Origin of the sequence: Azospirillum sp. A29, from assembly GCF_042604625.1 — a bacterium.
Lineage (GTDB): Bacteria > Pseudomonadota > Alphaproteobacteria > Azospirillales > Azospirillaceae > Azospirillum > Azospirillum palustre.
Genome location: NZ_CP170460.1, coordinates 1,109,434 through 1,125,211, shown reverse-complemented (window position 1 = coordinate 1,125,211; position 15,778 = coordinate 1,109,434). Strand labels below are relative to the sequence as shown.

Here is a 15,778-nt window from a genome sequence, read left to right as displayed (position 1 = left end):
CGACTGGGTAGAGGGTTGGCGGGAGCCGAAAATCGGCATCCCACCGGGCAAGCACAGATGATCCTCAGCTTTGCTGGAAGGAGGCTGCAAGATTGCCAAGGACGCCAAGCTGGCCGAGAATGGTCGTCGCGGCCGTGTAGCAATGGAACGAGGTCACCTTGCCGTCCTTCAGGTGGAAGACGTCGCAACAGGGGGCATGCATTTCTTTGCCGGTCGGCGGGATCGTTCCGGCCGGGAGAGCAAGCGGCCCGGTCTGGGTGCCGTTGAGCGTCAGTTCGACGATGACGACATTTTCGGTGACGTAGAAGTTTCCAAGTTCGCGGTGCATATCATGGAAAGCACTGGCATAAATCTCCACCGTCTTTCCGATGTCTTCTCCGTAATACTTCGCATCTGCGGAGACATCCCAGAAATAGCCGTTCTCGGCGAAGAGGGCGACGAACCCTTCGATGTCCTTGACTTCCGCGGTCCGATAAAGTTCGCGGATAATTTCTTCATTGGCGAGCATGTCTTTTCCTTTCTTTTAGTGCGGGGATTCAGCGGATGGTCCGGAACGCCTTGCGCATCTCGTCGGCGAAGAGAGCGGGCTGTTCGAAAGCGGCGCAATGACCGCCCTTGCCGACTTCGTTCCAGTAGAAGAGGTTCGGCCAGTGGGCTTCGGCCCATGCCTTCGGCGCGCGATAGATTTCCTTCGGGAAGATCGTCGCTGCCATCGGCAGTTCGATGCGGCCGGCATCGAAACCACCGCCGTTGCGGGCGTTCTCCCAATAGATCCTCGCCGAGGATGCGGCGGTGTCGGTGAACCAGTACAGCGAGATGTTGTCCAGCATCTCGTCGACCGTCAGCGCATCCTCCGGTTCGCCGCGATTGTCGGTCCAGGCCTGGAATTTCTCGTAAATCCAGGTCGCCTGTCCCACCGGCGAATCGGCGAGCGCATAGCCGATCGTCTGCGGCCGCGTCGCCTGCTCCTTGAAGTAGCCGAACTGATCGTCGGCAAACTTCATCGCCGCGTCCATGGCGGTCTTTTCTTCCGGCGTCGGATTGTCCGGAAACTTCTCCGGGAAGACGAGCGGCCAATTGACATGCGCGGCGATGAGGCCCTCCGGGCGGATGTGGCCAAGCGCATGGGTGACGCCGGAGCCCCAGTCACCGCCCTGGGCGACCCATGTGCGGTAGCCGAGACGCTTCATCAACTCGCCCCAGGCTTTCGCCGTGCGGACCACGGTCCATCCTTCCGCCTGCGGCTTGTCGGAGAATCCGAAGCCCGGTTGGGACGGAATGACGACATGGAAGGCATCTTCCGCCTTGCCGCCATGCTTGGTCGGGTTGGTGAGAGGATCGATGATCTTGAGGAATTCGACGACCGACCCGGGCCAACCATGCGTCAGGATGATCGGCAGTGCGTGCTCGTGCTTCGACTTCACATGGATGAAATGGATGCCGAGTCCGTCGATCTCGGTGCGAAACTGCGGGTAGCCATTGATGCGCGTCTCGAACGCCCGCCAGTCGTACTTGGCCTCCCAGTGGGAGATCAGCGACTTGGCCTTATGGAGCGGCACGCCCTGGGACCAGCCCGAGGCCGTTTCCTTCTCGGGCCAGCGGGTGTTCCTGAGGCGGCGCTTGAGATCGTCGATGGCGGCCTGTGGCACGGAGACCTTGAACGGTTTCACCTCTTTGGTGGCCGGCGGGAGGGTCGGCACAGCCGCCGCCACGGCTTGCGAAGCCATAGCGGTCGCCACGGGCAGGGCGACCGCGAGTTCCAGCATGCGCCGGCGCGACGTGCCGGTCGATTGAACCGTCATGACGATTTCCTTGATTGATGCTCTACTTGAGGAAGCCGGTAATGTATTTCAGCGCCTTTTCCGGCTGTTCCTCGGCGATGAAATGACCGCTGTCTGCGATCTTGTAGGCCGTGAGATTGGCAGCTTTTCGCTCAAGCGTCGTCTTCAGCCAGACGTAACCAGGTCCGCCGAGGGCGAGAACCGGCATCTCAAGCCGGGAGTAGGTGCCGTCATCGATGATGTCCTGTGGAAAAGCCTGGTACCATGCGTTCCCGGCGCGGATCGCATCCCGGCCCGCATAGGCTGCGGCATAGACGGCACGGTCGCGGGCGTCGATCTTGCTTTCGTCCTTCATCAGGTAACGGAAGAACCACCTCTGCTCGATGTCCTGCCGGCCCGCCAGAAGGTCTTCCGGAAGGCCCTTGACCTGATGGAAAGCGAACCACCAGGCATATGCGTGATCTTCATCGATCTTGTCGCCAAAGGTTCCGGCTGTCGGAAGCAGCGGCCATTTGGCGAGTTCCACGTCCGGATGCGGAACGTCGAGCATCACGACCTTGCCGGCGGCTTTGGGGTAATTGGCGGCATAGGCGAAGGCGACCATCGACCCGATGTCGTGGCCGACCACATCGGCCTTGGCATAGCCGAGCGCCTCGACCAGCTCATGAACGTCGCTGGCGAGCCTCTTCTTCTCGTAGCCATCGGCAGGCTTGTCGGATTGGCCCATACCACGGATATCGAGCGCGATCACCGTGTGGGTCCTGGCAAGTTCCGGCATGATCTTGTGCCAGGACCACCAGGTTTCCGGCCAGCCCGGAAGGAGGATCACCGGTGAACCTTCACCACCGATCACGTAATGGAGTTTGACGCCATTCACCGTGACATCGGCATTGCGAAACCCCGGAAGCGAGGCGACAAGCTCGGCATCGGTCGTTGCCTGGGTGGCAACGGTTGTGGTCGCGGGTTGAGCGGCGGCGGGAGTGGCCGTCGAGACGATCGCGACAAATGCCGCAGCCGCGAGCTTGGCCGCCGTGAGTTCTGGAGAGGGAAAGGTCACGTCAGATTTCCTTCGTCCCGGCGTTGGGGAGAAACAGGTTTCTGGCCACCAGGACCGCGGCCAGGAGGTTGAGGCAGGCACCAGCCAGAAAGGCACCAATGAGTCCTTGAGCGTCGGCAATGAGCCCGCCACCGAACGCTCCGATCGCAAGGGCGATCTGAAAGACGCTGACGGTGATGGCCGAGCTGGCTTCGAATCTTTCGGGATCGGCAGCATAGGTCCAGAGCTGCAGGCAAACGGGAACCGCACCGAAGGCGGCACCCCACAGCGCGACGGAAATGGCTTGTGCAGGCGCGCTGGCGGGCGAAAGAGCGGTCATGACGATGAAGATCGCCATGGCAAACGCGACCATCATGAAGCCGGATGCCGGGTTTCGGCGGCTCAAGCGCTCGCCGAGGAACGTGCCGGCTACCCCGAACAAGCCGTAGATGGCAAACACAAAGCCCAGTCGCGTCGGATCCACTTTGGCGTTTTCGACCAGACGGGGTTCGAGATAGGTGTAGGCTGCAAACTGGCCGGCCGCAGTCAGGGCGGTCGCGACGAACGCCAGCGCAAGGCTGCGACTGCCGGCCGTTTCAACCAGGCTCTTCACCGACTGCCCGGTGGCAATCACGATTTTCGGCAGGAACAGACTCTGCGCGGCCATCACCAGAAGGCAGAGCGAGGCGACGGCGAAAAACGATAGGCGCCAGCCCATGACGCTTCCCAGAGCCGAGCCCAATGGAACGCCAACCACGGTGCCGATCGATATTCCCGCCATGATGATCGACGTCGCCCGATCCCCGTCCTCGGCGGTCACCAGCTTGCGTCCGGCGGCCGCGGCGAACGTCCAGAAACCTCCGACGCTGACGCCGAGCAGTGCCCGTCCGACGACTGCGACCTCAAAACCGGAAGCGGTCGCGACGATCAGGTTGGAAACCAGGACGAGGAGTGTAAAGCCGATCAGCAGGAGCCTGCGGTCCAGCGTCCGGGCCGTGATCGTGCAAACCGGGGCGGCGATGGCCGCAACGATGCCGGGCATCGTCACCAGCAAGCCGGCCTGACCGGCGGGAATGCCGAACTGGTCCGCGATATGCGACAGCAAGCCGATCGGAAGGAACTCGCTGGTCACCAGCGCGAAGGTGCCGACCGCGATCGTGAAGACCGCAGGCCAGGAAGAGGTCACAGGCGCGCTGTTCGCCGTCATGGTGTCTCCTCGGGATTTTGGATCTGCAGGAAGCTCCCCCGCCTGGGGTTTTGGGCAGCCAGCGTGGTGAAGAGGGCGGAAACGGCAGGTCCGTTCGATGCACAGCAAGGTAGAGAGGCGGGGCGGCGGCCGGGAAGAGCGTCGGTTTGGAAACATCATCCATGGTGATGGATGCTGCCGCGACCGCCGCCCCGCCTTGGTCCCTCAAGCCTTCACGAAGGCGAGGAGATCGGCGTTGAGGACATTGGCGTTGATCGTCAGCATGCCGTGCGAGAAACCGGGATAGGTCTTGAGCTGGCCATTCTTCAGAAGCTTGGCAGACTTCACAGCCGAGTCGGCGATCGGCACGATCTGGTCGTCTTCGCCATGCAGCACCAACGTCGGGACCGTGATCGCCATCAAGTCTTCCGTCTGGTCGGTCTCGGAGAAAGCCTTGATGCCCGCGTAGTGGGCCATGGCGCCGCCCATCATGCCCTGCCGCCACCAATTCTGGATCACACCCTCCAGGACTTTCGCCCCTTCACGATTGAAGCCATAGAATGGACCGGCCGGGACGTCGTGGAAGAACTGCGCGCGATTGGCGGCGAGAGCCGAGCGGAATCCGTCAAAGACCTCGATCGGCAGGCCTTCCGGATTGTCGTCAGTCTTGACCATCAACGGCGGCACAGCAGACACCAGCACCGCCTTGGCAACACGTCCGGCCGGTTGGCCATGTTTCGCGACATAGCGGGCGACCTCGCCACCGCCGGTGGAGTGGCCGATATGGATCGCGTTCTTCAGGTTCAGATGCTCGACCACGGCAAAGGCATCGGCAGCGTAATGGTCCATGTCGTGCCCCTCCGCAACCTGCGCCGAGCGGCCATGGCCGCGGCGGTCGTGGGCGACGACGCGATAGCCGTGCTGCAGGAAGAACAGCATCTGGGCATCCCAGTCGTCGGAGGAAAGCGGCCAGCCATGGTGGAAGACGATCGTTGCGCATCCTTGCGCCCCCAGTCCTTGAAGAAGATATCGACGCCGTCTTCGGTCCTGATTTGGCTCTCGGTCATGGGGAGGGTTCCGTCGTCGAAAATGGTTGTCACTTGCCAGCCGCGAGGCTTGGCGCCGCCGGCAGTCACAGGGAGCGCGGCCGGCGGCGCGCGGGTGATGAGATAGCGGCATCGCACCGTGTCAGGGTCAGGCTCTGGTCGTCGATTGACGTCACGGCATTGACATCCTCTGGAAGCTCTCGGGTGGGGCGAGTTGACCCTATTCCCCACCGAACCGCCAAACGATGGGCGTTCTTGCGCTAGCTGCACGTTCTTGCTTCAAAATGAGCAGGTGCGGAGTTTTGATGTTTGCCTCTCGGTATGGATGGCTAGGTTCGGCAATGCGTTGCTGCGGCACGCATCCAATTCCAGCATCGGGAGGCATCATGAGCGCCGACGACGCCACGGCTCTTCACGAGAACGTCGTCCGGATCGAAAGGCGCGTGCACTCCTGGAACGGTGTGACGGTCGTCGATGTTCATGAACACACCCGTGGCGAAGTCCTTCATTCCCTGGTCAATGACGAGGACACCGGTGTCGCCCTGGCGCTGAACGAGGTCGGTGGCGTCACAGAGCCGCGTCTCAAACCCGATCAGGCCTGCACGCTCAATCACCGGCCGAACCACATGACACTGGTGCCGAAGGGGATGCCACTATGGGGGTACGCGACCAGGGATCTGCATTACAGCCGATATGCGCTGCTGCTGTTCGATCTCCATGCGCTCGAAATGCGGTTCGAGGAGGATTTCGATGCCGGGATGTTCGCCCGTCCGCGCCTGCGGTTCACGGACGACAGGCTCCACGCACTCATCCGGATGTTGGTAGATATTCCTGAAGAGGATGCATCGATGCCTCTGCTGGGCGATAGCCTGACCTCGGCGGTCTTCGCACTGTTGTCCAACGAAAATGAGCAGCTTACCGCCAGCCCGAAGCTGTCCTGCCATGCATTGTGTCTTGTCGAGAGCTACATCCAGGACCAGTTGCCGCGGCGGATCGAACTTCGCGAACTGGCAGAGCTCGCACAGATGTCTCAATGGCATTTCTCCAAGGGATTCAAGGAGTCCACGGGGCTCTCACCCTATCAGTGGCAACTGACCAAGCGACTGGAGATGGTCAAGGAGTCGCTCCTGCAAAGCGATGCGCCTTTGAATGCCATCGCGACGGCGACAGGTTTCCGTGACACCACGCATCTTGTCCGGACCTTCAAACGCCGCATCGGTGAAGCCCCCGCGGTTTGGAGGCGGGACAGACGGTGAACCCAGCCGTCGGATTCAGCAGTCTACCCATACCTAAGTTTACATGCCTCGCGGCAGGAAGCGCTGTAAATATTCCGTTCGGAGCGTCAGTATGGGGCCTGCCGATGGACACCCGAGAAGCAGAGCTTCTAGGTCTGCCGTATAATATCCGCAGCATCGTGACACGCAGCCAGAGCTGGAATGGCGTACGCGTCGACATTACGAAGGCCCATTACGATGAGGGGGAGATACTCCACCCGCTTGGCTATGAGAACACGACCCGCCTGTCCGTCAATCTCGATGAAGTGGGCGGTATTACCGAACCTCGCTTGAGCAGGACCGTGCCATGCCCGGTGGGACACAAGCCACGCTACATGGCTTTTGCGCCGGCCGGGACCGCGCTTTGGGGCTACGCGTCGACGCTCGGCTTCTGCTACGACGCGACGGTGATGTTCGATCTGGAGGCTCTCGAGGAGCGCCTGCAGCATGGTGTTTCCCGAAGCCGTGGCGAAGCTCCGAGATTGCGCTACGCGGAACCGAGGATCTGGACGCTGGTCAACATGCTGGTCGCCATCCCGGAAGGCGACAGTTCCTACCGGCTCTACGGTGACAGCCTGACGGCCGCGATTTTCGCCATCGCGTTTGAATCGCAGGAAACGCACAGACGCTCCGGAACCTTGGCACCATGGCAGCTGAACCGGGTGGTCGAGTACATGACGCAGCAGCTTCCTCGCCAGGTCGAACTCCAGGAGTTGGCCTCGCTCGTAAGCCTCTCCCAATGGCATTTCGCGCGGGCATTCAAGGCATCGACCGGCATGTCGCCTTACCAATGGCAGTTGGATGCTCGTTTGAAGGAAGCGCGCAACCTACTTCTGACAACAGATCTGACCATCGAAGACATTGGGGTCGCGACGGGGTTCTCCGACCACATGCACCTGATCCGTCAATTCCATAGCAAGATCGGCATGCCCCCTGCCGCTTGGCGCCGCATGCACAAGTCCTGAACCAAGGCTCCTCCGGCGATCTGGCAGATCACGTCTGTCAGCATCCAACCAATCGCCCGCGGCCTCGGTAGAGTGTTCATCCCCACTGAAATTGCGTAGGTCGTGGAACGGTCTTTCGGTTGGCTGTCACGCTACAGGCAATTGAACACCATCGTTGAGCGGACGAAGAACCACCTCGTCGCTTTCATCAAGATCGCCTTCGTCTCGATCCTCGCCAGGCGCCTCAAACGCCTCGCTCCCCAGGCCGTCGGCGCATGGCTGCTACGGACAGCTTCTCAGTGTTGTCGACTTGGCCGGCCAAGTTGACAAAACCATAGCCAAACCCGAGGAGAGGTGTTCACCTCCATTCAGACAGACTACACTCGGCAGCGCGCCCGTTCCGCCAGCGTCGGCATGACACCCGGCCGGGCCATGACCTGCGTGAAGCCGTCTCCACCGAACCAAAGCACTCGCATTCGTCGTCTCCCCACTGTAACGGATCCGCCTATGCCGGTACGAGGTGCCTTTGCAGACACGCCGCGCGACCGCTTTCTCAGAGGTGAGGATCTGTCTGCTGGATGTCTGGACGAAGCGGTGCTGTCTTCCTGGCGGCGGCTACGGGACCGGCCATCGACAGAATTTCACCCTCCGGTGGAGCACCGTCCGGCGGACGTGCCGGCAAACCGGCTGCTGGGCAGCATCGCGGCCACCGGTGCGCTCATCCTCGGCTCGATCCGCCTGATCCTGGGCCGCGATCATCCCATCGCCATCGTGCTGGTCGATAGCGATCTGGTCATTCACAGCGTGGCCGGAGACCGCCGGTTCATCGAACGGCTGGACATGGCCGGTATGGGGGAGGGCCGGCCGGCGGTGGAGGATGCCATCGGCACCAACGCGATCGATCTGTGCCTGCGGGAGCGGCGCCCGATGGTCACGTCCGGTTGGCAGCATGTCAGCGCCGCACTGGCGAACACCACGATAGCGGCCGCACCGCTGTTCGGCTTGAACACCGCCCTGCACGGCGCCATCGCGCTGGTGTCGGACGCATCGGTCGGAACGGACGCGCTCAGCGGACTTGCCCTGCTGTGCGCGGAAAGTGCCAGCGCCCAATTGAGCGCGGTCGAGACCAGCGGCAATCTCGACCGCATGTTGGTCGAGCAGCGGGCGATCATCGACAGCATCTCCGATGGATTGCTGGTCGTGGACGAGGATGGCCGGGTCCGCCACATGAACGCGCCGGCCGGCCGTATTCTGACCCTGAACCCGGAACACAGCGTCGGCCGCCGCTTTGCCGAACTGCTCGACTTCGAGCCGATCATCGCCCCGATCTTCCGCACCGGTATCGGCTATTACGACCGGGAACTGATCATCGATTCCGGCCGGCGCCACCTGCACCTGATCGACACCGCCGTTCCCATCAAGGATCCCCAAGGCAAGGTCCACTCCGTCGTCAACACCTTCCGCGAGTTCAACCGTGCCAAGCGGATCGCCCAGCAGATCGCCGGCAGTCCTGTGCGCTACACCTTCGACGATATCATCGGCACCTCGGAATGCCTGCGCCATGCCATCGGCGATGCCCGTAAGGCGGCGCTCGGCACCGCGAACATCTTGCTGAACGGGCCCAGCGGCAGCGGCAAGGAAGTCTTCGCCCAGGCGATCCATGCCCATGGCGACCGCCGCGACGCCCCCTTCATCGCCGTCAATTGCGCCGCCCTGCCCCGCGAACTGATCGAAAGCGAGTTGTTCGGTTATGTCGCCGGCAGCTTCACCGGGGCGCAGAAAGGCGGGCGACCGGGCAAGTTCGAAATGGCCTCCGGCGGAACGATCTTCCTCGACGAGATCACGGAGATGCCGCTCGACCTCCAGGCCAAGCTGTTGCGCGTCCTCCAGGAACGCGAGGTTACCCGGATCGGCGCCACGCGGCCCATCCCTGTCGATGTCCGGGTTATCGCCGCGTCCAATCGGAACCTGAAAGACGCCATCGCCCGGCGGGAGTTTCGCGACGACCTGTATTATCGCCTGCATGTCGTCTCGATCGCCATCCCGGCCCTTAAGGACCGCAAAGGCGACATCCCGATGCTGGCGACGCATTTCCTGCGCAAATACGCCGCCAACGCGGGCAAGCCCGTGTTCACCATCTCCGAGGGTGCCCTGCGGTCGATGGCCGAATACGAATGGCCGGGCAATGTGCGCGAACTGGAGAATACCCTGGAGCGTCTCGTCGTGCTGTCCGACGGCACGGAGATCCAGCGTTTCGACCCACCCGGCGATGCAAGGCCGCCGACAGCCTCTCAGGCCGCGCCTCTACCCCTGAAGTCGCTGCGCGAGCATGAACGCGATGTCATCGCCGCCACGCTGAACCATGTGGACCACAACGTAACCAAAGCGGCGGAAATCCTCGGCATCGCACGGCCGACTCTCTACAGCAAAATTCGCGAATACGAGATCGCCTTGCAGCGCGGCGGAGTGGGCGGGAGGTCTTGATATTGAACGATCGTAAAATTTCCTAACGTTTTGTTTTCTGACGTCCTCTCCAGGAGTCACGCTCTCGTCAAGCGGCACAGCCTGGCTAACAGCAGGTTAAGTGGTTGATTCTGTACAGTAGATCGCCTCCCGTTCAGACTTGGCCAAGTTTGGCACGGTGGTTGCCTAGTGAAGGGTGAGCCCCTGAACTGGAGACAGCCCGTATGATCATCCCCTTGGATCCGGAGCGCGTCGAAACGGTGCAGCTCGTCGTCGACGCATCGATGACGGCCGACGCCTTCGCCCGTGACCCGGATGAGCGCTATCCGCAGGTCCTCGCCACGCCGGTGATGATCGCCGAGATGGAGCGCGCCTGCGCCGCCCTGCTGCGCCCGGTGCTCCAGCCCGGAGAGCTGTCCGTCGGGGCCAAGCTGGACGTGTCGCACGTCGCACCGACGCCGGTCGGCGGAGAGGTGAGAACCACCGCTCGCTTCACCGGCCGCGAGGGCGCCCTCTACTGGTTCAACGTCTGGTCGGAGGACGCCGGCGGCAAGATCGGCCAGGGCCGTCACGCCCGTGCCATCCTGCCGCAATCCGCCATCGAATCCCGTGCCGAATCCCGCGCCGCCGCGCGCTCCGGCTCCTGACCGGTGCTTCCACCATCCACACCGAGGCCCTGATGCCGACCTCCGATCTTCTCCATCCCGATTTCGAGACCCTGTCCGACGGCGAGATCCGCGCGCTGCAGGACCGCCTTTGGACTGCACAATGGGACTATGTGTCCGACCGGTCGGCGATGTACCGGCGCATGCTGCCCGCCAGCATCGGGAGGCCAGTGACGCTCGACGGCCTGCAGGATCTGCCGCTGACCGACAAAGAGGATCTTCGCGCCGGCCAGGAGGCCAGCTATCCCTTCGGCGACTATGTGGCCTGTGCGGAGGAGAGCATCGTTCGGCTGCACCGCACCTCCGGCACCACCGGCCGTGCGCTCAACCTCGCCAACAGCCGGCAGGACTGCGACCGCATCGCCACCATCGGCGGCCGGGCGATGCATGCCTCCGGACTGCGTTCGACCGACCGCGTGGTGCATTGCCTGAACTACTGCATGTGGACCGGCGGCGTGACCGACCACATGACGCTGGAAGCGGCCGGTGCGACGGTGGTGCCGTTCGGCGTCGGCAACACCAAGCAGCTTCTCCAGACGATCATTGATTTGAAAATCACCGCCATCTCCTGCACGCCGTCCTACCCGGCTCTGCTGGAAAAACTGTTGCGCGACGAAGGCGGTCCGGCGCCGCGCGACCTCGGGCTTCGGCTCGGCCTGTTCGGCGGCGAAGCCGGGCTGGACAACGCCGCCTTCCGCGCGACGATGGAGGAGACTTGGGGCTTCGGCGTGCGCAATGCCAATTACGGACTCAGTGAGGTGCTGAGCACGCTGGGCAGCCAGTGCGAGGCGACCACCGACCTGCATTTCCACGGCAGCGACTATCTGTTCGCCGAAATCCTCGACGCGGAGGGCAACCACCTGCCGATCCGCGAGGGCACGGTGGGTGAACTGGTCTGCACCCACATCGAGAAGGAATGCCAGCCGCTGATCCGCTATCGCACCCGCGACGTCGTCACCGTGACCGGCACCGGGCGCTGCGCCTGCGGCCGGACCTCCTGGCGCTTTCGCGTCAGCGGGCGCACCGACGACATGTTCAACGTGCGCGGAATCAACGTCTTCCCCAGCGCGGTCCGCAAGGCGGTCAGCAGTCTGCCGGCGCTGTCGTCCGGCCATTTCCGGATCCGGCTGGTCGGACCCGGGCCGTACGACCGCATCCAACTGCGCGTCGAGGCGGCGGAGGGGTTGCCCGAAACGGCATGGCCCGCGGCAGCGGCGGAACTGGAGAAGGCGGTACGTGATCAGGCCGGTGCGACTGCATCGGTCACCATGATCCCGCGTGACACGCTGCCGCGCACCGCCGGCAAGACCGACTGGATCGAAAGGGTCGCATCATGAGCACGGTCACTCTCGAGGTGGCGGCCGGCATCGGCCGCGTGACGCTGAACCGGCCGGAGCGGATGAACGCCATCGGCACCGTCCTGCTGCATGACCTTCACACCGCATTGACCGAGGCGGCGGAGCGCCCGGACGTGTCGGTGATCCTGCTGTGCGGCGCCGGGCGGGCCTTCTGCGCGGGCGACGACCTGAAGGAGTTCGACCAGCAGACCCGCGACGATGCGGCCATCCGCGCCCACATCGCCGGCATCCAGCAGATCACCCACGACTTGATGTTCGGATCGAAGATCGTCGTGGGGGCGGTTCACGGCTTCGCCGTGGGTGGCGGGTTCGAATGGCTGCTGAACTGCGACCTCGTGGTCGCCTCCGACGACCTCCAGGCCTTCTTCCCCGAAATGGACTGGGGCCAGTTCGTGACCGGCGGGGTGACGCATCTGCTGCCGCTGGCGGTCGGCTATCAGCGGGCGATGGAGCTGATGCTTCTGGGCGAACGGCAATCGGCGGCACGGCTGGCCGAACTCGGGCTGGTCAACCGGGTGGTCCCGCGCGAGGCGCTGCTCGACACCGCAACGGAACTGGCGACGGTGGTGGCCGGGAAGTCGCGTTTCTCCACCGGCCGGCTGAAGCGCCTGGTGACGGTCGACCTGTCCGACCTGCTACGCCGTGCCCTGGACCTGGAGGCGGCGGCAACCATCGAGGCGTTCGGCAATCCCGAGGCTGCCGAACGGGTCACCCGGTTCGCCACACGCAAGTCGGCTTGAGAAGAGGAGCAGGAATGGACGCGATCAAGGCCATCACCTTCGATTATTTCGGCACGCTGGTGGATGTCGATGCCGGCGGCACCGCCGGCATGGCGCAGGTGCTGTCCAGGCTGGGCCGCGGCGACCTGGATGCCGCCGCCCTCTACCTCGACTGGGACATGCGCAACGTCCAGCTCTACCGGTCGTCCGCCTATCGCCGGTACCGCGAGGTCGCCGCCGAGGCGCTGGCCGCCACGCTGGCCGAGGCCGGGATCGGGCAGGTGGACGCGGACCGGCTTCCGTCCCTGACCGACACGCTGCTGACCGGCCTCGTCGAGCAGGCCCCGCCGCATCCCGAGGTGCCGGAGATCCTTGCCCTGCTGGCGGCCAAATACCCGTTGATGCCGATCACCAACATGGACAGCGACCTGTTCGCGCGCAGCCGGCTGGCCTCCTTCTTCCCCAGCGTCACGACCGCCGAGATGGCGCGGGCCTACAAGCCGTCGGAGCGCATCTTCCGTCTGGCTCTGGAACGGCTGGCGCTTGCCCCAGGGGAAGTTCTGCATGCGTCGCTGGCCTCCTGGGCGGATATCGACGGAGCCAAGCCGCTGGGCATGCGGGTCGCCTGGATCAACCGCACACAGGACCGGCTGGGGCCGTGGCAGCCCCGGCCGGACCATGAGTTCGCCGATCTCACCGGATTGCGCGAGGTGCTTGCCTTCTGACATCGGGCGCACCGCAAGGAACGACTTACCGGGACACGCCCGCCGCATGCGGCCCGGCGGGCGGATGCAACGACACAACAACATGCCGCGCCAACGAATGGGGAAGTTCCATGTCTCGATCAATGTCTCGATCTGGGTCTCGATCCGACACGTTCATGCGTAAGCTGTCCCGTGGCAACCTGCTGCGTTTCGGCATTTCGCTCGCGGCACTGGTGCCGACGGCAGCGGCGGCCGATGTCAAGCTGGGCCTTGCCGGGCCGGTCACCGGGCAATACGCCTCCTTCATGGAGCAGATGCGGCGCGGCGCCGACCTCGCCGTCGCCGATCTTAACGCCGCCGGCGGCATCAACGGTGAGAAGGTCGTCCTGCAGGTGGCCGACGATGCCTGCGATCCCAAGCAGGCGGTGGCCGTCGCCAACCGCTTCGTCGCCGACGGCGTGCAGGCGGTGGTCGGGCATTTCTGCTCCAGTTCGACCATTCCGGCCTCCAGCGTCTATGCGGAAGCCGGGCTGGTGATCGTGACGCCGGCCTCGACCAATCCGACCATCACCGAGCGCGGTCTGACCAACATGTTCCGCGTCTGCGGGCGGGACGACCAGGCGGCCGGTGTGGCGGCGAAGCAGATCGTCAGCCGGCATCTCGGGCAAACCATCGCCGTCGTCCACGACAAATCCACCTATGGCCAGGGCATCGCCGAGGGGGTGCGGGCCGAACTGGCGAAGCAGGGCGTCAACGCCGTGCTGTTCGAAGGCATCACCCAGGGCGAGCGCGATTTCTCGGCTCTGGTCGCCCGGTTGAAGGCCCTGAACGTCGATCTGGTCTTCTTCGGCGGCTATCACACCGAGGCGGGGCTGCTGGTGCGTCAGGCATCCGAACAGGGGCTCAAGACGCGATTCGTCGCCGGCGACGGTCTGGCGACCTCCGAATTCGCGTCCATCGCCGGGCCGGCCAGCGACGGCGTGATGTTCACCTTCTACCCGGACCCGCGCGTCAACGCCGGCACCGCCGATCTGGTCCGGCGTTTCCGTGCCGCCGGCTTCGAGCCGGAGGGCTTCACCCTCTACACCTACGCCGCCGTCAAGGTGCTGGCCGACGCGGCCAAAGCGGCAAAGACGATGAAAGGCGACAAGCTCGCCGATGCATTGCGTGCCGACACCTATCACACCGTGCTGGGCGACCTCCGGTTCGACCGGAAGGGCGATCCGAACTCCGAGCCCTTCGTGCTCTATGCCTGGAACAACGGCACCTACACCCCCCTGAAGTGATCGCGGCCGCACGCCTGCCCTGACGAACGGAGCCGCAACCACGGCCGCCGAACGCGGGGACATGCCCGCCGCTCGTCCCGAACCAGGACGAGCGGCGCCGTGGGGCATTGGTGCAGCGAGGATCGGGATTGCCGGTCCTGGGTCATCTTGTAGAAGGGCGCGTCACTTGATTACGGGATTGGTCAGCCTCGGCATGCCGAACAAACACAACGACGCGCGGCGCCATCACATCCCGAAGATGCGGTTCAAAGTAACGAATTGGGCGTCATACGAAGCCGGACTGCGCCGGCGCGGCAGTCTGACGCTGTGGGTCAGCGACGCGGCGATCGCCGTTTGGCGAGCGGCGGCGCGGACGACGCCTGATGGGCAAGCGCGCTACTCGCAGACGGCTATCGAAACAGCCCTCATGGTCCGCTTGGTGTTTCATCAGCCGCTGCGCCAGACCGAGGGGCTGCTCGGCTCGTTGCTGGATCTCAGGGCGTGGATCTGCCTGTTCCCGACCACACTACGATCAGTCGCCGTGCGGCGCGCTTGACGCCGGTGTTGGCCACGGCCCTGCCGACGGGCCCGGTCACGCTGGTGATCGACAGTACCCGACTGGATGTCTACGGGGCTGGCGAGTGGCACCGGGACAAGCACGGTGTGCGCGGCCCGCGGACCTGGCGGAAACTCCATCTCGCGGTCGACGCCGCCGCCAACACCATCGTCGCTGCCACGCTTACGACCACCAGCAACGGGGACGCCTCCCAGGTCGGACCGCTGCTCGACCAGATCAGCGGCTTCATCGACACCGTCATGGCTGACGGCGCGTACGACGGCGAACCGATTTTCCAGACCATCGCCGTCCGGGATGCCGGGGCTCGGGTGACCATCCCACCGCGCGCCACGGCGGTCGTGAGCGAGGCCGCCACAACCGCTCCGACCCAGCGGGACCGCCACATCCAGAGCCTGGCCGAGCACGGGCGCTCAGGCTGGCAAAAGCAGACCGACTATGGCGAGCGGGCGAAGGCGGAAACCGCGATGGCGCGTTGCAAGCGCATCCTCGGCGACCAGCTGCGTGCATGCACGTTGCCCGACCAACGAACTGAAGCCGCCACCGGCGTCATCATCCTGAACCGGATGATCGATCAAGCACGCCCGAACTCCGTCCGCATCGCCTGATCAAAGGTCGTGTCAGGCTTCACTGCGTCTGTGCGGACCTCGCTGCACCGACACCCTATGCCGTCATCAATCGCATGACCAACCCGGGCATGCCAACCACCCGGAAGGTCGCCTGATCGCCATCGCCTCTGGGCGAAATCCGTCCGCAGGCTGAG

The 15,778-nt window shown here is 64.0% G+C and carries 12 protein-coding genes and 2 pseudogenes; 9 read left to right on the top strand and 5 right to left on the bottom strand.

Going from position 1 to position 15,778, the window contains the following annotated elements:
* Positions 1 to 64 precede the first annotated feature (64 nt).
* The 5 genes and pseudogenes from ABNQ38_RS04955 to ABNQ38_RS04935 form a co-directional block, all read right to left on the bottom strand.
* Positions 65 to 508, bottom strand: a complete 444-nt coding sequence (locus ABNQ38_RS04955; RefSeq protein WP_377805991.1) for a nuclear transport factor 2 family protein — start codon at positions 506 to 508, stop codon at positions 65 to 67.
* Positions 509 to 536: 28 nt separating this feature from the next.
* The gene (locus tag ABNQ38_RS04950; protein ID WP_377805990.1) at positions 537 to 1,802 is read right to left on the bottom strand and encodes an epoxide hydrolase family protein; all 1,266 of its coding nucleotides are present in this window, start codon (positions 1,800 to 1,802) and stop codon (positions 537 to 539) included.
* A 22-nt stretch (positions 1,803 to 1,824) separates the two neighbouring features.
* Positions 1,825 to 2,838, bottom strand: coding sequence for an alpha/beta fold hydrolase (locus tag ABNQ38_RS04945; RefSeq protein WP_377805989.1), 1,014 nt, complete (start codon positions 2,836 to 2,838; stop codon positions 1,825 to 1,827).
* A gap of 1 nt (position 2,839) precedes the next feature.
* On the bottom strand, positions 2,840 to 4,024 hold the full coding sequence (locus tag ABNQ38_RS04940; protein ID WP_377805987.1) for an MFS transporter: 1,185 nt from the start codon (positions 4,022 to 4,024) through the stop codon (positions 2,840 to 2,842).
* 204 nt (positions 4,025 to 4,228) lie between these two features.
* A pseudogene (locus ABNQ38_RS04935) lies at positions 4,229 to 5,070 on the bottom strand (alpha/beta fold hydrolase).
* A gap of 365 nt (positions 5,071 to 5,435) precedes the next feature.
* On the opposite strand from ABNQ38_RS04935, the gene ABNQ38_RS04930 reads away from it, so the two are divergent.
* From ABNQ38_RS04930 to ABNQ38_RS04890, 9 genes and pseudogenes are all read left to right on the top strand, one after another.
* Complete coding sequence (locus ABNQ38_RS04930) at positions 5,436 to 6,305, top strand: helix-turn-helix transcriptional regulator (protein WP_377805986.1); 870 nt, start codon at positions 5,436 to 5,438, stop codon at positions 6,303 to 6,305.
* Between the two features lie 104 nt (positions 6,306 to 6,409).
* A complete protein-coding gene (locus tag ABNQ38_RS04925; protein ID WP_377805985.1) occupies positions 6,410 to 7,288 on the top strand; it encodes a helix-turn-helix domain-containing protein in 879 nt (292 codons plus the stop codon).
* Between the two features lie 630 nt (positions 7,289 to 7,918).
* Positions 7,919 to 9,751, top strand: coding sequence for a sigma-54 interaction domain-containing protein (locus ABNQ38_RS04920; RefSeq protein WP_377805984.1), 1,833 nt, complete (start codon positions 7,919 to 7,921; stop codon positions 9,749 to 9,751).
* Between the two features lie 203 nt (positions 9,752 to 9,954).
* The gene (locus tag ABNQ38_RS04915; RefSeq protein WP_377805983.1) at positions 9,955 to 10,377 is read left to right on the top strand and encodes a thioesterase family protein; all 423 of its coding nucleotides are present in this window, start codon (positions 9,955 to 9,957) and stop codon (positions 10,375 to 10,377) included.
* Positions 10,378 to 10,409: 32 nt separating this feature from the next.
* Complete coding sequence (locus ABNQ38_RS04910) at positions 10,410 to 11,732, top strand: phenylacetate--CoA ligase family protein (RefSeq protein WP_377805982.1); 1,323 nt, start codon at positions 10,410 to 10,412, stop codon at positions 11,730 to 11,732.
* Positions 11,729 to 12,493: an enoyl-CoA hydratase/isomerase family protein gene (locus tag ABNQ38_RS04905; protein ID WP_377805981.1), complete on the top strand. Its 765-nt coding sequence runs from the start codon at positions 11,729 to 11,731 to the stop codon at positions 12,491 to 12,493. The genes ABNQ38_RS04910 and ABNQ38_RS04905 overlap by 4 nt, the downstream gene beginning before the upstream one ends.
* Before the next feature lie 14 nt (positions 12,494 to 12,507).
* Positions 12,508 to 13,197, top strand: coding sequence for an HAD family hydrolase (locus tag ABNQ38_RS04900; RefSeq protein WP_377805980.1), 690 nt, complete (start codon positions 12,508 to 12,510; stop codon positions 13,195 to 13,197).
* 155 nt (positions 13,198 to 13,352) lie between these two features.
* Entirely contained in the window at positions 13,353 to 14,462 is a 1,110-nt protein-coding gene (locus ABNQ38_RS04895) for a branched-chain amino acid ABC transporter substrate-binding protein (RefSeq protein WP_377805979.1), read from the top strand.
* 193 nt (positions 14,463 to 14,655) lie between these two features.
* A pseudogene (locus ABNQ38_RS04890) lies at positions 14,656 to 15,623 on the top strand (IS5 family transposase).
* Positions 15,624 to 15,778: the final 155 nt, after the last annotated feature.